The sequence below is a fragment of the Gilliamella sp. N-G2 genome (assembly GCF_002142215.1).
Taxonomy (GTDB): Bacteria; Pseudomonadota; Gammaproteobacteria; order Enterobacterales; family Orbaceae; genus Gilliamella.
On the sequence record NZ_NAST01000011.1, the window covers coordinates 46,048 to 65,217 of the forward strand.

Sequence of the window (19,170 nt, forward strand, 5' to 3'; positions counted from 1 at the left end):
CTTTGCTTATAAATTTTTAAGTTATATGGTGATAAAATGCCGTTGAGTGAAAATTATAACTTTTGTTTACATTTAATGTATGTTCAGGTTAAATAACTAGCAATTTTTGCGTTGAGATATATTTATGAAATTAGAACAGATTGCTATGTTAGCTGGTGTATCAAGGACAACAGCTAGTTATGTGATAAACGGAAAAGCCAAACAATATCGAGTCAGTGATGATACTATTAGAAAGGTCATGGCAATAGTAAATGAATACAATTATCAACCTAATGCAGTAGCAGCAGGACTTAGAGCAGGTAAAACACGGACAATTGGTATTATCATTCCTGACTTTGAAAATATAAGTTATACCCGAATTGCAAACTATATTGAACAATTAGTCAGAAAAGAGGGATATCAATTATTACTTTCTTGTTCGGAAGACAATCCTGAAATTGAAAAAGAGTGTGTTAAACATTTAAAACAACGTCGTGTGGATGCATTGATTATTTCATCTTCATTTATTGCTGAATCAGATTACGCTTTTTATAATGATTGGCAAAATTATGATATTCCTTTATTTGCTTTAGATAGAACTCTGTCAACTTATGAATTTAGAAATATTATTGGTGCTGATAAAGAAGACTCTAAGATGTTAGCTAAAGCATTTAGCCAGTTTGTAAATGGCAAAATTGTTTATATTGGTGCCTTACCCAATTTATCCGTTAGCCAACTGCGTATGCAAGGTTTCAAAGAAATTGCATTAAACAAAAATAATGGTAATAAAGTTGATTTTTTATGTGCAAATAATTATAGTCGTCGCGATGCCGAAATTACTTTTAGCCAATGGTTGATGAATAATGAATTACCAAACGGTATTTTTTCAACCTCTTTTTCTTTATTACAAGGCACAATTGATGCAATTTTAAAAAAGTATGGACATCTACCTGATAATCTCACTATTGCCACTTTTGGTGACAACGAATTACTTGATTTTTTACCTTGCAAAATGATTGCATTATCTCAAGATCATAAAACAATATCAGAAGTAACCATTAAATTATTATTAGATAGTTTACATAATAAAGATTATCAATCTGGAACAACAGTTATTCCTCGGCGCTTAATTTATCGAGGTTGTCTAAGTCGAGATAATTCTGCTGAAAAGTTATTGTAGTTATTATAGAAATAAAATGATTTATCGTAAAAAAATGATCTAGATCACAATTTAGGAATTTATTGGTATAATTTATTTGATAATTATTAAATTTATATTCATTATTGCTGAAACGATTCAATATGATTCAATAAGGTTTATGGGATTACTGAATTGTTTGTAGTAGACCCAACATTAAAACCAAGAGGTATTTATTATATGTTTCATTTAGTCAAAGAAGATATTCATTTAAATGAACAAGCAATCAACAAAACTGATGCAATTAAAAAGATTGCAGCTGCATTAACCAATGCTGATTTTGTCGAAGAAGGATATGTTGATGGTATGCTTGAACGTGAAGGTCAAGCAGCAACTTATTTAGGTATTGGCATTGCTATACCTCATGGCACACCCAAAACTCGCCATTTGGTGAAGAAAACAGGTGTTCAAGTTTTCTGTTTCCCAGAAGGTGTAGAATGGGGTGATGACGGTGAAAAAGCCTATCTTGCCATCGGTATTGCGGCAAGTTCCGATGAACATTTAGAATTACTACGTCAATTAACACATGTTTTAGGCGCTGATGGTGTTGAAGATAGAATTAAGAATATTCAATCAGCGGATGAAGCTCTTGCTATCTTAACAGGTAAAGAAAGTGTAGAAGATAGCCAATTTGAAATTAATAAATCCTCATTATTACTAGATATTCAAGCTGATAGCTTAGCAACATTACAAGCTTTAAATGCTTCACGTTTAAAACAACAAGGTGCGGTTAATGCTAGCTTTATTACTAACGTCCTTGATAATACACCGAATTATTTAGGTGATGGCGTATGGTTAAATGATAGCCGTGAAGGTAACTTAAAAAATGCGATTGCAATCAGCCGTACGGTGAATGATTTTAATCAAGATGGTAAACCAGCTAAGCTTCTTATTACTATTTCTGCTGTTGATGATAGCGTGGCAACTATCGCCAATAATATTGCAGCGTTAGCTTATAACCAAAAATTAGCTCAATTAATTATAGCAAATGGTGATGACTTTAATAACTTACTTTTATCTGGAACTCAGTCAGTATCATCTGAAAAATCAGAAACTGCCAATGGTAGCGTAACATCTAATAATGGTGAAGAGTTAAGTCGAGTATTTGTTATTCCAAATGAAAATGGATTGCATACTCGCCCATCATCGGTACTAGTTAAATTAGTAAAAGAGTTCAATAGTAAAGTGACTGTTGCTAATCTCGATGGTAAAAATGAACCAGTTAGTGCAACCAGTTTAATGAAGATTGTTGCATTAGGTGCAAAAAAAGGCAGTCGTTTACAATTCACAGCAGTTGGTGATGATGCTGAACAAGTATTAGATGCAATCGGTAAAGCTATTGAAAGCGGCTTAGGTGAGGGTGCTTAATCATGACTTATCGTGTTGCAACTATCACTTTAAATCCCGCTTATGATCTATTAGGTTTTTGCCCTAAAGTTGAGTTAGGGGATGTTAATTTAGTGCAAACTAATGCTTTATTGCCAGCCGGTAAAGGTATCAATGTTGCTAAAGTTTTATCTGATTTAGGTATTAAATTAACTGTAGGTGGTTTTTTAGGTAAAGAGAATCGTGATGGTTTCAATTTACTGTTTGAGTCATTAAATGTTACTGATAAATTCCAAACAGTCGAAGGCCGTACTCGTATTAATGTTAAATTAACCGAAGAAAACAGTGAAGTTACTGATCTTAATTTTTCTGGTTTTACTATTAGCGAGCAAGATTGGCAAACATTTGTGACGACTTCATTGGAATGGTTGAAAGAGATTGATATGGTTGCCATTAGTGGCAGTTTACCTGCAGGTGTATCTCTTGAAAAATTCACAGAGTGGATGAAACAAGTAAAAGCAATTTGTCCTAAAGTTGTGTTTGACAGTAGCCGTGATGCTTTAGTTGCTGGGTTGAAAGCTAATCCATGGTTAATTAAACCAAATGATAAAGAACTTGAAATGTGGGTTGGTAGAAAACTAACTACATTATCAGAAATCAAAACTGCTGCTATGGAACTTATCGATGGCGGTGTAGAAAACGTAGTCATTTCACTAGGAAGTCAAGGTGCTTTATGGGTAACTAAAAATGAAGCATGGTTAGCCAAACCACCTAAATGTAAGGTGGTAAGCACTGTTGGTGCTGGTGATTCAATGGTTGGTGGATTAATGTATGGTTTAATAACGAATCAATCAATTAAAGACACCTTAGTATTTGCATCAAGTGTTGCCGCTTTATCAGTTGGACAAGCTGGTGTAGGTGTGTCAGACCGTCAAGCGGTTATAGACATGTCAGAAAAAATTGAAATAATCGCGGGATAGGAGTATTCATGAATATATATATTGTAGAAGGTAGCAATTCAGGCCCAGTTAATGGCCGTTTAGCTAAAGCGGAATTAGCATTAGCTGCTAATTCATTAAATTTCAAAGTTGTTGATAATGCGACATTAGCCGATACGATTATTTCGGTTGGTGATGGTAATATCAGCGATAACTCAGTGATTGGCAAAAAAGTTTATGTGGTAAGTGATCTTAATGAAATTTTTGCTGATCCTAAAAAAATCTTAAATGATGCAAAACTTAAAGCAACTGTCTATGAACAATCTGCTAGTTCTGCATCTGTATCAGCAGCAAACAACGGACAAAAACGTATTGTTGCGGTAACAGCTTGTCCAACTGGTGTTGCTCACACATTTATGGCTGCTGAGGCGATTGAAGAAGAAGCGAAAAAACGTGGCTGGTGGTGTAAAGTTGAAACGCGTGGTTCGGTTGGTGTTGGTAATGAATTAACTCCAGAAGAGGTGGCTTCAGCTGATCTAGTGATTGTAGCATGTGATATTGATGTTGATTTAAGTAAGTTTGCAGGTAAAAAGATGTACCGAACTAAAACCGGTCCAGCTCTTAAAAAAACTGCACAAGAATTAGATAGAGCTTTTGAAGAAGCTACAATTTATCAACCAACTAGTTCTGCTTCAACAACAAAATCAAGTAACGAGAAGAAAGGTGTCTATCAGCATCTATTAACTGGTGTATCTTACATGTTACCAATGGTTGTTGCTGGTGGATTAATCATTGCTTTATCATTTGCTTTTGGTTCATTTGAAATGGTTGATGGCGTACAAAAACTGGTAGGTGAATCTCATTTAGCACAAATCGGTGGGCTAGCATTCTCACTCATGGTACCTTTACTTGCTGGTTATATTGCTTATTCTATTGCTGATAGACCTGGTTTAGCCCCTGGGCTTGTTGGTGGTTTGCTTGCTGTCTCTACTGGTGCGGGCTTTTTAGGTGGTATAATCATTGGTTATTTTGCAGGTTACTTAGCAATGTTAATCACTAAGTATTTACCATTACCAAAAACACTTGAAGCATTAAAACCAATTCTTATTGTACCATTACTTGCTACATTAGCTACAGGTTTAGTTATGCAGTTTATTGTTGGTACACCGATAGCATGGCTAATGGAAGCTTTAACTGAATGGTTGAAATCAATGGGAACAGCCAACGCTATTCTGTTAGGTGCAGTTTTAGGTGGTATGATGTGTACTGATATGGGCGGACCAATCAATAAAGTTGCTTATGCGTTTGGTACAGGCTTAATTTCGGCTCAAGTATATGCACCAATGGCAGCGGTTATGGCTGGTGGTATGGTTCCACCTTTAGCAATGGGATTAGCAACCTTAATCGCTCGCAAAAAATTTGCTAAAGCAGAACAAGAAAGTGGCAAAGCTTCATTAGTATTAGGCTTATGTTTTATCTCTGAAGGGGCAATTCCTTTCGCTGCTCGTGATCCATTACGTGTTATTCCTTGTTGTATTATTGGTGGGGCAATAACTGGTGGTCTATCATTAGCATTTGGTTCTGAGCTTATGACTCCACATGGTGGTCTATTCGCTTTAGCAATCCCTGGCGTAGTTAAACCAGTTGGTGGTTATTTACTATCAATTGTTGTTGGTTCGGTGATTGCGGGTGTCGCTTACGCATTGATTAAAAAACCTGAAGCACAAACTTCTGAATTAGTTAGCGCATAATACATTATGCAACTAAAAGCGCCATCATCTGATGGCGTTTTTTTATTCTTGTCTTAATCTATTTTTTTACCCAACGTTGTAAATCTTTTGGGATAAAATTATCCATCTTCTCTAACATTTCATCAGCAACATCTGCGACGATCAATGTTCGATAAAAACTGTCTCGGATAAAGCCTTCTTGTACTGCGTGTTCTAAAAAATTGAGCATTGGTTGCCAAAATTGACTATTAAATAAGGCAACTGGTTTTTCATGATAACCAATTTGCATGCCTGTCCATACCTCAAACAGCTCTTCTAATGTTCCTGTGCCTCCAGGCATAGCAATAAAACCATCAGCTAGCTCAGTTAATCTTGCTTTGCGTTGATGCATATTTTCAACAACTTCCAAACGCGTAATACCATGGTGTGCAGTTTCAGCTTTAACTAACCGCTCAGGAATAATGCCAATAACTTCACCACCATGAGTGAGAACGGCATTAGCAATAACACCCATTAGTCCTTTATTACCTCCACCATAGATTAATCGTCTATTATGTTTGGCAATAATCATACCTAATTGCTCTGCTGCCATACGATATTCTGGACGATTACCTTCACTCGCCCCACAAAACACACAAATATTTTTCTTCATCAATTTTACTCTACTGGTTATGCTATTTTCTCGCTATTTTAGCATAGCTTTCCCTCGATTTGCTTACAAGCTGAGCAGTTAAACCTAATTAGTGTTTTAGAGATTGACAGAATCGTCATAGATGGTTAATATCTTGTTCGTTAAATGTTCCTCCATAGTTCAGTCGGTAGAACGGCGGACTGTTAATCCGTATGTCACAGGTTCAAGTCCTGTTGGAGGAGCCAATTTCAGTTTTTAAGAACCTGCTTATATAGCAGGTTTTTTTATATCAACCTTTCAATAGATACTTCAAGATCACTTTTATCTGCATAAACATTATTAATTCGCCGTTTAGCGATGTTTGAACAGCGATATATAATTATTTTTTATAAGGCGTGTTTTAGCTGGAAAGCCTTATTCTTGCAGAGTATAATTCAGCTTCCCTCCAATTAATACCAAAGTGTGAAATCAACATGAAACATAACGTAGTAATTGCAGTATTAATGGCAACTAGCTTATCTTGTGCCGCTTCAGAACATTCATCTCATTGGGGATATGAAGGTCAAGAAAAACCAGAAAACTGGGGTAAATTATCACCAGAGTATTCTACCTGTGAGAATGGTAAAAATCAGTCACCGATCAATATCGATCATGTATTAAAGACAGAGCATGAAAATTTAAAGTTCTCATTCAAACCAAGTAAACAAGAAATTATTAATAACGGACATACTATTCAGGTTAACGTGACTGGTAATAATCAGTTAATATTAGATGAGCAAAGCTTTACGTTACAACAATTCCATTTTCATAGCCCAAGTGAAAATACCATTAAAGGTAAAAGTTATCCAATGGAAGCCCACTTTGTTTACAAAAATAAAACTGGTGAGCTTACCGTCGTCGCCTTAATGTTTAATAATGGCGAAGCGAATTCTGAAATTGCGAAGGCTTGGCAGCAAATGCCAACAGAATTGGATAACAAAGCAACTTTAGACAAAACTGTTGATATCAGTGCATTATTTCCTAAAACACTCGATTATTATCGCTTTAGTGGATCATTAACAACACCACCGTGTACTGAAGGTGTAAGATGGATTGTGTTAGAACAACCTGTAACTGTCTCACAACAACAAATTGAAAAATTCCATTCAATCATGCATCACAACAACAACCGCCCAGTACAGCCATCAAATGGAAGAGTTATTGTTGATTAATAAATGATTTTTAATTGGCTTTATTGATGTTTATTATAAAGCCAATTTGATATTAGTATTTTTCAAAAATAGTAAATAAATTTATTCATAATAATTACACCCTGATTGGTAATTATTTTAGTTATCAATCATATTTAATCTATTGTAAAATTCTATCTTTTTATTAGATAAGCGATAGAACTGCTATCAACAAATGAATCGGTCTGTTTCTATATATTGCACAACTATACTGTTAATATTGGTACAGATTTGTTGCCAATGATCTTCTGTCTTTTCCTTGTGTTGAAGAGTAAAATCCGATTATAGATATAGCTCAGATGAAAGTATTCCTTTATTTTCAGTGCGTAATGTATCAATAAAGCTTTCCCATCATACTTTTTGCAATAACAAATTACATGAATTATTAATAAATAACCTTAATTATGGTTAAATATAAATTAATATTACTCATGATTTTTTAATCTAGTCCATTTTGAAATTTCAACTGAAGAAAATGATCATTAATCTTCTAATCTATATAAAAGGAGAAATAGTAATCATATCTGGTAAGCTATTAAGATAATTATTGAAAACTTTAAATTATTAATTAATTGATAAGGGATAAAATATGCGTTATTGGGTCGTATATGTCGCTGGAGCAAAAGCACAAGTAAATTATAGCATTGGTAAACAAAAAGGAATTTGGGGTTTAAAAAAAATCACAAGCCAATCTAAAATAGATAACATACAGGTTGGCGATCAAATTATTTTTGTTCAACAATTAAAATGGCAGTCAATAAATGGTGATGTACCAAAAGGGTTCCCTAAATTTTTAAAAGATCCTCAACAATTTAAAGGTATTGTTTCTGAAATAGTAATCGGAGAAATAACTAAAGGTTATTATCAAGATAGTTCTATTGTTTGGCAAGATAATGAGTATCGACACCGATTTAATTTTAAAATTAAAGAACAAGTAACTAATGTATTATTTAATATGGAAGAGTTTGGTTCTGAATTAATTGAAGCAACTTTAAAATCAATTAAATCAGGAGGTGATGTTTGTTTTGTGGGCAACAATAAAATCATTAATTTCACGAAGATTGATGATTTTGGTTTAGATATAGATCCAAATGAACTTAAAGATTTTTCAGTTAATGAAGGGTATGTTAAGTTTATCGAAAATCATAAATATCTCGAACGTAATAGAAAAATTGTTAAATTAAAAAAACAAAAAGTTTTAACAAGCCAAAAATGTTTAAAATGTGAAATTTGCGGATTTGATTTTGCTGATTTTTATGGTGAAGAACTTGGACAAGGTTTTGCTGAATGCCATCACATAAATCCATTATCAGAGTCAGGTAATGTAAAAACTAAATTATCAGATTTAATTATTATATGTGCAAATTGTCATAAAATGATTCATCGTAGAAAACCTTGGCTAAGTCCACAAGAATTAAAGGGTATAGTTGAAAATCAAAAATCAGTTCTGTTTAAAAGAATCTATTAGAACTAAAGGTTTAACGATCTAGATTGATATTTTTTATATTAATAACTTTTTTATCGCTTTTAACCATCTAATTAAGATGAATTGTTGTCTATGGTGCTAAAGTTGACATACACACAACAATAGTATTTATCTTCAGGTGTTTTTAAAAGATGTAAAAGAATGCTATTAAACAGTGAATAGGCAATGATAACAGGCGTTGATTTATTCTAGAATTAATTATAATAAAAATATTTTGTATATTTCAATTTAATAGCCAATGGTGGAACAAAACACATTTTGTGGAATTAATAAAATGTAATTTACATAACGTGTTGTTTTTAATCTTATTTGTGGCAACTAAAAAGTTGTCATTCATTTCCATATATGCAATCCTCAAATCCTATATTTCTCCATTCTACGCAATTGGCCAAATGCTTTAATCTGTGATAGAGCTCATAGTTAGAAATTAATATTTCTAGTTTTTTGACTTGTAGGTGAACTTTTTTAAGTAGTATCGCAAAATTGATGTATATTAATTACATTGTTTAACATAAAAATGTGTTAATAATATGAATATAAAACAATTAAAAAATATTATTACAGTGATCATCATAAAGAACGAGCGACAACATAAACTTGATAAATCTTTACTACTGTTTTATGTTTTAATTCAGTTTAAACAAGCTTACCTGCGTCTATCTGACTGCAGAACTAAAATCTCACAACATATATCAAAACTGTTTAACAGCTTTGTATTGCAATGTAAAACATAAGAATTAAATATGTCTTTTAGGCGCCTTAAAGGTGAACAGTTAAGGTAATTAATGAATGCTAAATTTGATACCAAACCATAATTTATAAAGCAAGTTTTTTAGTGGCAAGAGTTTAGAGCATAAGATTGATAATAAATTGTCACATTATAGGAACAATGTATCGTGCTTATTTAATTTAAAGCATTATATGAGGATAAATAAATGATTAAGTGTGCATTAATTTATGATTTCGATGGAACGCTAGCAGAAGGTGATTGTGCCCAACATGGACTGATGCCAGCATTAGGAATTACGGACATAGCAAGCTTTTGGAATAAAGTGAAAGAACGTGCCAAACAAGACGATGGTGACGAAATACTATCTTATCTTGGACTCTTAGCTGAAACAGCCAACCAACTTGGTTCTGATGAATTAAGTGAAGACAATTTAAAAAAACATGGAAAATCTATTCCTCTCTTCCCCGGTGTTGATACTTGGTTTGAGCGTATTAATGAATATGCGGCGGTTAATGAGATAGCACTACAACATTACATTATTTCAAGTGGTTTAGATGCTATGATTCGTGGTACAGACATTGGTCATCAATTTAGCCAAATTTATGCATGTAAATATCATTATTGCCAAAAAGGAAAACAAGCTATTTGGCCTGCTCAAGCGATAAACTATACAACCAAAACCCAATTTTTATTTCGAATTAACAAAGGCATCTTAAATTCCTGGGACAATACTGAAGTTAATAAATTTATTGAGTTAGAAGAACGAGATATCCCATTTGAACGAATGATCTATTTTGGTGATGGTGATACCGATATTCCATCAATGAAAATGGTTAGATACCAAGGCGGGTTTTCCTTGGCGGTATTTGATGAGCAAAAATGGAAGGATCAACGTACACAAGAAAAAGTTGAAAAACTCATTGCTGAAGAACGAGCTAATTATGTTGTTCCTGCTAATTATCAGCAAGGTAGCCAGCTAGAAGTTACTGTACGAGGTTTACTACAATTGTTCAAACGTAAACAATAAGGTTAAACGATTTTCTTCTTATGGAATATATTTCCTATTAAAAGGACGAAAGCAATGATTTCTATCTATATGAATGGCGAAAATAAAACTAAGCAAATCAGCGACTGGTCTCTCTACTATGATAATAAAGATCAAGAACTCAAACTCACTAGCCATTTTCCTTCTGGCAAAAAATATACTCAGCCATTATCACAATGCCAAGTGAACCCATTTGAGCAAATAAAGGGAAATCTTCTTATTGTTAAGGATAAATCGAAAATAGATTGGATTGAAAAAGCTGAAAGTTATGGGCGAAAGTATACAGTTGTCTATTATCCTAACAATTCCCGACCCTACGTTATGCTTAGTGAGAATATTCAGATCGTATCTGAGACCAATCTTAAAAATGAAGATATTTTTCACTACTTTACGCAAGTAGCGCAAGCTCGTATTGAACATGCCGATGAGCACAATAAAGGTATTGCCGAAAATGTGTTACGACAACTGGATAAAATCACTCCTCATCCTGATACGGTGCTTCATGCTTATTGCAGTGTAACAAACCAAAAACGCCAGCCTCCTCAACATTTTATTTATCCTTTTGGAATTAATGAAAGTCAGTTAAAAGCAGTAAAACAAGCTTTCGCTTCACAAATCAGTATTATTGAAGGCCCGCCTGGAACCGGCAAAACCCAAACTATTTTAAATATTGTGGCGAATATTTTGATAAATAATCGCACGGTTGCTATTTTATCCAATAACAATTCTGCGGTAGAAAATGTCTATGAAAAATTAGCTAAAGATCAACTTGATTATCTGGTTGCTAAATTAGGTAGTAGTGATAAACGAAAAAACTTCTTTGGCGGTGAACTAGAACTAAGTCTTGAAAAACAAGAGCAAACAATATCTTTACAAAGAATAAGCGAGCTTTCAAATACATTAGTTGAACATCTCCAAGCACAGAACCAAGTTGCTTTCTTGCAAGCGCAAATTGAAGAATTGACAATTGAAAAGGGCTATTTACAACAGAGCCAAAGTGAAAACTTATCGTCGGACGCCCAGCTACTAAGTAAATATCAGTTTTCCAAAGAGAAAATTACCGATTTATTGGCTTATTTACAATACCTAGATCAACGTCGAATTACATTTAAAGACCGCATACAACTTCTGCTTAATTTTAAGATAATACGCACAAAATTCATTAGTAATTGGCAAAAGCGACAAGCAATTTTTAATCTTTTACAGTTGGCTTATTATGATCAGCAGTTGAATGAAAAAAACAGCCTACTTAAACGCTATCAAGAGCGACTTGAACAAAATCAATTTCACTCGTTATTGGCTGATTTAACCCGTTTTTCAATGCAATATTTGAAAGCGCATCTTTCACAAACCATCGACCTTAAAGCGACCTTTACCGACAAAGACTATCAACCACGTTTTAGTGAATTTACTAAACGTTTTCCAATTATAGGTAGTAGTACTCATTCCATTATCAACTCTTTGGGTCAAGGTGCCTTAATAGACTACTTAATTATTGATGAAGCTTCACAGCAAGATATTATTCCCGGTATTCTTGGTTTGGGCTGTGCCAAGAATGTGATTATTGTCGGCGATCGTAAACAGCTACCTCATGTATCTACCAAACTTGATATCAAACCACCTCATGAATATTATGATTGTGAAAAATATAGTCTACTTGACTCTTTTATTGGCTTATTTCAAGACAAAATCCCCATCACTTTACTGAAAGAGCATTATCGTTGTCATCCGAAAATCATTCAGTTTTGTAATAAGCAATTTTACAATGATCAGCTTATTCCAATGATCAAAGATAATGGAGAACAAGCGCTCACATTAATTGTTACCGCACCGGGGAATCACACAAGAAATTTAACGAATTTGCGAGAACTTGACTCTCTTAATAAAGTAGGTTGGCAAGATTTTACAGAAGAAAACACCGGTTTTATTGCGCCCTACAATAACCAAATTGATTTATCGCAAGAACATTTGCCATTAGATATTGTTAAAGCTACAACGCATAAATTTCAGGGTAGAGAGTGTGATAATATTATCTTTTCTACTGTATTGGATAAAAAAACGAGTAAACGAGAAAAGCTAGATTTTGTTGATAATCCACATTTAATTAACGTAGCGGTTTCGAGGGCTAAAAATAAGTTCATACTTGTCACAGGTAATGATATCTTTACTGAAAATAATAAAAGTATTGCTGCCTTAATTCGGTATATTAAGTACTATGCGGATAATGATCATATTTACCAAAGTCCGGTTATCTCGGCTTTTGACTTACTTTATGAAGATTACGATAAGTCGTTAGAGGCACTTAACTCACGGTTAAGAAAAAATGACTCAAAATATAAATCAGAACAGATTATTGCTCAATTACTGCGTGAGATATTAGAAGAAAGCACTTTTCAAACCATAAATTACCATCAACAGGTTCATTTAGAGCAGCTTGTCTCAAAAACTAACAACAGCTTTACAGAACGTGAACTTGAATATATGGATAATAAAGCTAGTTGTGATTTTGTCCTTTATTTTAAAATAGGTAAAAATCCTATAGCAGTGATTGAAGTTGATGGCGATGATCACAGTAAACCAGAGCAGAGGAAACGAGATCAGCTGAAGAATGCCATTCTTGATAAAGCTGGTGTGCCATTATTACGACTTAAAACTATTGAAAGTCAAATAGAAGAGAAAATAAAGCAGTTTCTAAGTCAAAGTATGGTGGTTGAAAGAGAGAAATTTACGGGGTATTAGAACTGAATAGCGAATCAATTTTAAATGGATTTTTGAGGTTTTTCATCTTATATGATTACTTATAGAACCTCTTCAATAAAACACTAAATGGAACAGGAGATATTCGATGAATATTTTGTCAAAAGTATTCTCTCATATTCTTCAAAACTATATAGAGATAGTTTTAATTTAAATATAGCTATCCATGTTTAGCTAAAAATTGAACCATTTCTTTGTTATTCAATAAAGTATAGAATCTTTTTGTTAGAAATTTAATTTTATCATATTGTTTTTTACACACAGTTGTTCTTTAGAATAATAACAATTAGGTTCTTCATATCTTGCAAAGTAGTCATAATAGATAAATAGCCAATATTTCTTTATTTTATGAAAATATTTATTGTCCAAATCAATGTATTTAAATACAAAACTTGAAGGAAGAAAATCAATATCATTCAAATTATTGCTTGATATGATTTTTTGAATCAAAAGCTTTAAGACAATTAGACTGCTATAATTAATATCCGGTATAGCAATATTTTTTTACGCAAGATATCTTTTTAAATATGTAATAACTTCATCACTATCAATTTGCTTATCAAGTCCTAAAGACGCAATAATCAAAAGTATTTCAGAATCATTATGTTGCATAACTTGCTTTTCAGCCCAATTAATTACTAACTCATTAGAATAAAAATGTTCTGTTGAAGATCCATAATATAGATAAAATTTATATAATGATAAAACTTCATCGAGAGATAAATTACTAAATTTTAGTTCCATCTACTGATAAAAATATTCCCATATCTTTAATACTATTTTTCAGTATTTTAAATACGATAGAATTTATGGCTGCTGTAAGATTATTATATTTTAACGCTATTGGATCTAAGAATCTATATTATGTCGCATGGACTTTTCTATTTATTTTGTAGCAACTTCTTCTGAAATTTTATACATCTAATCAAAATGTGTTAATTCCAGTCAAACACACTATATCCTGCAACCATCTTTATGGTTAAATAATAATTCCACTTACTAAATAAATCCTTATTACGTCAATAAGTATTAATTATTCATTACTAAAGTTAAAAGTGGGGAAACATCAATTAGATATGGTAGAATTTATTCATAACGCTTTATTAGTATCAATTAAACATTAAACTATAACTAAAAAGATTAAATAGAATGGCAATCATATATGGGTATATCTCCTCATCCGCCGCTGATGACAAAGCTTTAAGTGATTTTAATAAGGCAGTCTTACAACGACTTCCTCAATATGGTTCTTATATTTGTCGGGATATGTTTGCAATGTTACCTTTTGACAATAGAGCGCTTTGTAAATATTCATATATTATTCATTTTGCTGCTGAATATGATGAAATGTATGTTATGCCGGATGATTGGTTAGAAGAGTTTGAAAGTTTATTATCCCAATTATATTGGAATCATGTTAATGTGATTGAAACTTATTCAGGAAACCGTTTTGTATGGCGAGCAGATGAATGTGGTTTAGAAAAAATAAGCGCCATAACGAAATGGAATAGGATTGTCTTTGAATCTTATCATTATTTAAGGGAAATTGAATATTAGTTTATAATTAGTTATTAGCTATATATCTAATAAATTATAATATTTTTAGTAGCGCAATTTATTGTGTATAAGAAGATAAGTAATTTCACCGTCAAATACAGAATCGTTTTATATTTTGGATTGATCTTTTTTAAAGTATTTATAAGAATGCTGAAAATTAAATAGGTGAATGTGAAGAATTGCGTGATAATGTACTGGTACAGGCTTATTACGCAACAAGCTCACAATATAAATGAATATTCACCTAATGCCACCTCACGAAAAATAAATCAAATTGATGCAATTTTTTATTCAATTAATAAATAATATCACTCTCATATTTTGATTTAATTGGTATCTTATCCTGAAGTAAAACTGAAAAGATAGATATAGTGAAACTCTGTCTACATAAAATATCCCAAGTCTTTCATAAAATTGTCAGGATTATCAACAAGCTCAAATAAAGATATCAAAGGAAACTTATCCATTATATCGTTAATGAAATCTGAATCTACATCAAGATGCATGCAATACAAATAATTAGCAAACTGTTTTGCTGTTATATTAGTCGATAAGGCACTAAATTGGATAATATTATCTTCAATATAAAAAAATTCTTGAATAATTTGATTAATACACAGCTTATCTATGTATACCGGGGCTCATGATTTCGATATAAATCATCCCACCCATACCCAGTAATTATTAAACTAGTAACTAAAATATAAAATGCTTCGAGTGATGATTTTACCTCTGATTTATTTATAAAACGGTAATGCACTGAGCTTTATTCATTTTGCGTTCTGGCTGATGTTTTAATACTTAGCGAAAGCAATGATTGCTACCGTCTTACGTAGCTTTGATGATGAAATAGAGGAGTTACTAGATGGAACTATTAAATGAAAAAGAGCTCTATGTTGCGCTTTCAGATCTATTTGTTGATAACAAGGTAGATTATAACTATATTGCATCGGTAGTAAAATTATATCCAATATCCTATGTTTAACATATGTTATTTTATTACGTGGCGCCTGCTTGTCATTACAATACGATCGGACCAGTGCCACCGGTTTGGTGTTTTTTTGATGAAGATGACTTAATGAGTGCAATAGATGACATCAAAAAAAACAAAATCGCCCCATTCATAAAATCAAAATGCGTATTTTTGTTTTCTATCTTAAGTTTAGATTTAAACATGAATGGCAAAAAGTAAAGGACTTATTATGATTATTATTGCGTTTAAATCTTATGTAAACAGCGTCTAAAGTATCTGCTTAAATTTATAATATATTCTGTAGAAGAGATAGATTAACGATAGAATCGTGCGGCTAAAAAATTACCAGTTTGCGTTATATTTGCTTGGATTAGTTTAGTTGAGACATAAGTAAACGAGGTATTCTTTATTAATTACTGGCTTTAATTGATTGCTACAGAGAAATATCAGTAGATGATTCGTTAATAGTGTTAATAGCATCATAAGTATACCATTTTTAGTTATAGTGCATCGATATGACTAACTATATACCTAAAAATTTTGCTTATAAATGTATTTTACAGGTGCTTAATGAATATCAAAATAAGCGTTGGTGGAATCTTAACCTAGTCATGAGAATGCTTGTAAATAAAGTTTTTTTATTTCAACAAACTGAACCGTATACCTAAAACGAAAAGTGACCCTTAAAATTGGGTATTTTTAATACTCACTTATTTTAGAGTTTTTTACCAGCATTGATATAACTTTTATAATTTAATGTTTTTCAGCTGTATAAGCTTGTACTTCAATTTTTATGACGCTAATTGGTTTAAAATCGCCTTCGGTAAAAGAGAAAGTTTTATTAGGAGCAAATTTATTCATCATTATTTGTAACGTCACTATTTTTGCGGTAGGTTCTTCAATAAAGGTTGTATCCCCATTTTTTGTTATAAAATTTTTTCTTGTCTTGTTTTTTTTAGCCTTTCACAAAAATATGGTGATACTTATTTTCATTTTTCGCTTTAGCTTAAGTTTTCTCTTATCTGCAAACTACAATAGTCATAGTTATTTGTTTTGAATACTATGTTTATCGTAGTATATTAAGTTACCACAACAAAATTGTTAATTATATTTGTAATTGATATGGAGTTTTCTATGACCAATCTGTTTCGCTATTTGGCTAATATGTCAATTACATGAATTATTCCCAAATATACCAGATCCTATCTATTTTATTTTGGCATAGGTTTTTATTATTATAGGTTGGTTTATCTCAACAAAATTATGTAAACGCTTATTTCTAATTCTAAGTAAAATACGTTTCATTAGAAAATAAAAAAATAAATATGAGGTAATATGAAAAATATATATTTTATACGTCATGCTCAAAGTGAAGCAAATATCGGCGGTATAACTAAACCTAACAAAGAAATCAATCTTACACAAACAGGTATTAAACAAGCCGAAAAAATAGCTAAAATGCTGAATGTAGTACCAACAAAAATCTTTGTTTCTGAGTACTATAGGACTCAACAAACAGCAGAAGCATTACTGCAAAAACATAATTTATCTGCATTAGTATTACCTTGTTTAAATGAATTTAATACATTGTGTCATAAAGTCATAGATGGCCTTAATGGTGAAGAAAGAATTCCTATCATATTAAAGTATTGGGAAGATTCCGATCCTAATTGGAGACATGGAGAAACGGCACAAACTTTTAATGAATTTTATCAACAAGTATTTTCATTCAATCAAGAGTTAGAACATATTCCCAATAATAGTATTATCTTTGGGCATGGAATGTGGTTAGCACTTTATATATGGCAACAACTTGGATTCAAAGACAAGTGTGATAGAACAATCGAAATGCAATTATTTAGAAAATTTCAATTAGGATTACCTATCCCTAATACAGCTCTTTACCATTTCATTTGGAATGATGATTTGCAATTTTGTAAGCTGGAATATATTAATAATTTCATGTAATTATTAATAAGTATTAAAATGTTAAAAAATATGATGTCTCAGGAACATTCACCATTCTTTGGATTGAGTCAGATAGTAAACTAGAAATAAACGAAATAGGTAGTGTTGCAAGAGGATGGAAATAAGATACTTACAATTATAACGAATAAATTTTTTTACTTATATTTCGATTGTTATGCTGTATAAATTTTAGTGATCCCTAAACTTGGGTATTTTTAGTACTCACTTATTTTTGATTTAAAGTTGATTTTTCGCGGATGTAAAAATCTGTCTAAAGAGGCGGTACCCAAATTTGAGTGTTAAAGAAATTAACTACCCCCGATTAAAATAAAATTTTATAAAAATCTATGCATACTATACATCATTTCTTGTAAGCCTTATTCTATAAGGGTTTGTGCTGTGTATGGTCTAAATTTTAACTCTGCATAACTCTACATAATTCAGTGATGTAAAAATTTATTACTAGATTAGCTAAATAATGGGCTATTTATTTTTTATGATTTTGATTATTACAAGCCCAAAAAATACTTTTATTTCGCGGTTTTGCACAGAAATGAGTAAAGGCGGTGTTTTAGCTATTGAGTGTAGATATTTACTACCCCATAACTGTTATGATAATAAAACGAAAAGAATACTAATTAGATAATATTTTAATTGATTAGTGCTGATAGATAGTTATTAAAGTTTAATCTATTCTATAATATCATGACAGTTTTAATAACATTTTATGAAAATAGGTGATATCTTCACCTAAACAAGAAAAGAATTGATCATCAATTTTTTCTACTAATGGAGTAGTTTTATTTACCATAATATACCCATTATCTGTTAATTGAATAGATTTAGCTCTACTATCTTTTACTGATGTAATTCTTTTAACTAATATTTTTTTTTCTAAATTATCTAAAATCTGCGATACTGTAACTACATCAATATTAGCATGTTGAGATAAAGTTACTTGTGTAACTTCATCAAAATGTTCTGAAAGATATGCCAACGTGGTAAGAATAATAAATTGCGGATGAGTTATTGAATACTGTTTCAAACTATTTTTTATTAAACTATGCCAAGTTGCATAGGTTTTCATAAATACAAAACCTATAGATTCTGACGAATCATGCTTGAATTGAGAAGAAAACCTATTGTCTTTGGACATACTTATTTTTCTACCAGATCTTTTAATAAAAATGCTTTATCTATAATATCATTTGAAATATTCTTCATAAAATCATAACAAACTTTATTTGATAATTCTACTTTCGGTTCTAATTCAATTACAGCTTTTATCGCATAATTATTATCTGAATATTCGACTATTTGATGAGAAAAAAATAAAATCCCAATATCTGGAATATCAAATCTTTCAGTGAATTCTCTATTAATCAATACTGTAGATAATATAACTTTCATGGCTGGCATGTTTTCCAGTTTAAATAAACCATTAACTCCACTTTTTATTTCACCTGTTATCGTAAATTCTTCAAGATCTGTTTCCCAAAGTTTTCTTAATGAAAAGTCAGTAAAATATGGCCAAATTTTATTAGGCATGGATACAGTCGGAAGTTCAAAAGAAATAGAAATTTTTTTCATATATAATCCTTATTTATTTAATTAGTATACTTA

14 protein-coding genes and 1 tRNA gene are annotated in these 19,170 nt (G+C 31.6%); 11 read left to right on the forward strand and 4 right to left on the reverse strand.

Translation table 11 applies throughout. The annotated features are described in order from the left end of the window. The first annotated feature begins 124 nt into the window (after positions 1-124). The 4 genes from cra (at position 125) to fruA (ending at position 5,192) form a co-directional block, all read left to right on the forward strand. Complete coding sequence (gene cra, locus B6C99_RS06700; RefSeq protein WP_086359138.1) at positions 125-1,159, forward strand: catabolite repressor/activator; 1,035 nt, start codon at positions 125-127, stop codon at positions 1,157-1,159. Positions 1,160-1,357: 198 nt separating this feature from the next. Continuing rightward, positions 1,358-2,545 (forward strand): fused PTS fructose transporter subunit IIA/HPr protein, encoded by a 1,188-nt coding sequence (gene fruB / locus B6C99_RS06705; protein ID WP_086359139.1) that lies wholly within the window; start codon positions 1,358-1,360, stop codon positions 2,543-2,545. A 2-nt stretch (positions 2,546-2,547) separates the two neighbouring features. After that, positions 2,548-3,483 (forward strand): 1-phosphofructokinase, encoded by a 936-nt coding sequence (gene fruK, locus B6C99_RS06710; protein WP_086359140.1) that lies wholly within the window; start codon positions 2,548-2,550, stop codon positions 3,481-3,483. A gap of 8 nt (positions 3,484-3,491) precedes the next feature. Then, positions 3,492-5,192 (forward strand): PTS fructose transporter subunit IIBC, encoded by a 1,701-nt coding sequence (gene fruA, locus B6C99_RS06715; RefSeq protein WP_086359141.1) that lies wholly within the window; start codon positions 3,492-3,494, stop codon positions 5,190-5,192. Positions 5,193-5,250: 58 nt separating this feature from the next. On the opposite strand, the gene B6C99_RS06720 is transcribed toward fruA, so the two are convergent. Beyond that, entirely contained in the window at positions 5,251-5,823 is a 573-nt protein-coding gene (locus tag B6C99_RS06720; protein WP_086359142.1) for a TIGR00730 family Rossman fold protein, read from the reverse strand. A gap of 148 nt (positions 5,824-5,971) precedes the next feature. Between B6C99_RS06720 and B6C99_RS06725 the strand changes: the two genes are divergently transcribed. The 5 genes from B6C99_RS06725 (at position 5,972) to B6C99_RS06745 (ending at position 13,031) form a co-directional block, all read left to right on the forward strand. Then, positions 5,972-6,047 (forward strand) — tRNA-Asn (locus tag B6C99_RS06725). 228 nt (positions 6,048-6,275) lie between these two features. Continuing rightward, a complete protein-coding gene (locus tag B6C99_RS06730) occupies positions 6,276-7,013 on the forward strand; it encodes a carbonic anhydrase (protein WP_086359143.1) in 738 nt (245 codons plus the stop codon). 607 nt (positions 7,014-7,620) lie between these two features. Continuing rightward, positions 7,621-8,499 carry an HNH endonuclease gene (locus B6C99_RS06735; RefSeq protein WP_086359144.1) on the forward strand — a complete coding sequence of 293 codons (879 nt, stop codon included), beginning with the start codon at positions 7,621-7,623 and terminating at the stop codon, positions 8,497-8,499. Positions 8,500-9,455: 956 nt separating this feature from the next. Beyond that, entirely contained in the window at positions 9,456-10,274 is an 819-nt protein-coding gene (locus B6C99_RS06740; RefSeq protein ID WP_371265830.1) for a haloacid dehalogenase-like hydrolase, read from the forward strand. Between the two features lie 54 nt (positions 10,275-10,328). Further along, on the forward strand, positions 10,329-13,031 hold the full coding sequence (locus B6C99_RS06745; protein ID WP_086359146.1) for an AAA domain-containing protein: 2,703 nt from the start codon (positions 10,329-10,331) through the stop codon (positions 13,029-13,031). A 522-nt stretch (positions 13,032-13,553) separates the two neighbouring features. Here B6C99_RS06745 and B6C99_RS06750 read toward each other — a convergent pair. Continuing rightward, positions 13,554-13,793, reverse strand: coding sequence for a hypothetical protein (locus tag B6C99_RS06750; protein WP_086359147.1), 240 nt, complete (start codon positions 13,791-13,793; stop codon positions 13,554-13,556). 405 nt (positions 13,794-14,198) lie between these two features. Here B6C99_RS06750 and B6C99_RS06755 point away from each other — a divergent pair, with 405 nt between their 5' ends. Beyond that, positions 14,199-14,606 carry a hypothetical protein gene (locus B6C99_RS06755; RefSeq protein WP_086359148.1) on the forward strand — a complete coding sequence of 136 codons (408 nt, stop codon included), beginning with the start codon at positions 14,199-14,201 and terminating at the stop codon, positions 14,604-14,606. Positions 14,607-16,914: 2,308 nt separating this feature from the next. Then, positions 16,915-17,547, forward strand: coding sequence for a histidine phosphatase family protein (locus B6C99_RS06760; protein ID WP_086359149.1), 633 nt, complete (start codon positions 16,915-16,917; stop codon positions 17,545-17,547). A 703-nt stretch (positions 17,548-18,250) separates the two neighbouring features. Here B6C99_RS06760 and B6C99_RS06765 read toward each other — a convergent pair. Beyond that, a complete protein-coding gene (locus B6C99_RS06765; protein WP_216819409.1) occupies positions 18,251-18,634 on the reverse strand; it encodes a MarR family winged helix-turn-helix transcriptional regulator in 384 nt (127 codons plus the stop codon). Between the two features lie 71 nt (positions 18,635-18,705). After that, positions 18,706-19,137: a hypothetical protein gene (locus tag B6C99_RS06770; protein ID WP_086359151.1), complete on the reverse strand. Its 432-nt coding sequence runs from the start codon at positions 19,135-19,137 to the stop codon at positions 18,706-18,708. Positions 19,138-19,170 lie beyond the last annotated feature (33 nt).

Coding starts and splice junctions, on each gene's coding strand:
- B6C99_RS06755 (WP_086359148.1), top strand. CDS start 14,199: ATGGCAATCATATATGGGTATATCTCCTCATCCGCCGCTGATGACAAA.
- B6C99_RS06745 (WP_086359146.1), top strand. CDS start 10,329: ATGATTTCTATCTATATGAATGGCGAAAATAAAACTAAGCAAATCAGC.
- B6C99_RS06750 (WP_086359147.1), bottom strand. CDS start 13,793: ATGGAACTAAAATTTAGTAATTTATCTCTCGATGAAGTTTTATCATTA.
- B6C99_RS06720 (WP_086359142.1), bottom strand. CDS start 5,823: ATGAAGAAAAATATTTGTGTGTTTTGTGGGGCGAGTGAAGGTAATCGT.
- fruA (WP_086359141.1), top strand. CDS start 3,492: ATGAATATATATATTGTAGAAGGTAGCAATTCAGGCCCAGTTAATGGC.
- B6C99_RS06735 (WP_086359144.1), top strand. CDS start 7,621: ATGCGTTATTGGGTCGTATATGTCGCTGGAGCAAAAGCACAAGTAAAT.
- B6C99_RS06760 (WP_086359149.1), top strand. CDS start 16,915: ATGAAAAATATATATTTTATACGTCATGCTCAAAGTGAAGCAAATATC.
- B6C99_RS06765 (WP_216819409.1), bottom strand. CDS start 18,634: ATGAAAACCTATGCAACTTGGCATAGTTTAATAAAAAATAGTTTGAAA.
- fruK (WP_086359140.1), top strand. CDS start 2,548: ATGACTTATCGTGTTGCAACTATCACTTTAAATCCCGCTTATGATCTA.
- B6C99_RS06730 (WP_086359143.1), top strand. CDS start 6,276: ATGAAACATAACGTAGTAATTGCAGTATTAATGGCAACTAGCTTATCT.
- cra (WP_086359138.1), top strand. CDS start 125: ATGAAATTAGAACAGATTGCTATGTTAGCTGGTGTATCAAGGACAACA.
- fruB (WP_086359139.1), top strand. CDS start 1,358: ATGTTTCATTTAGTCAAAGAAGATATTCATTTAAATGAACAAGCAATC.
- B6C99_RS06770 (WP_086359151.1), bottom strand. CDS start 19,137: ATGAAAAAAATTTCTATTTCTTTTGAACTTCCGACTGTATCCATGCCT.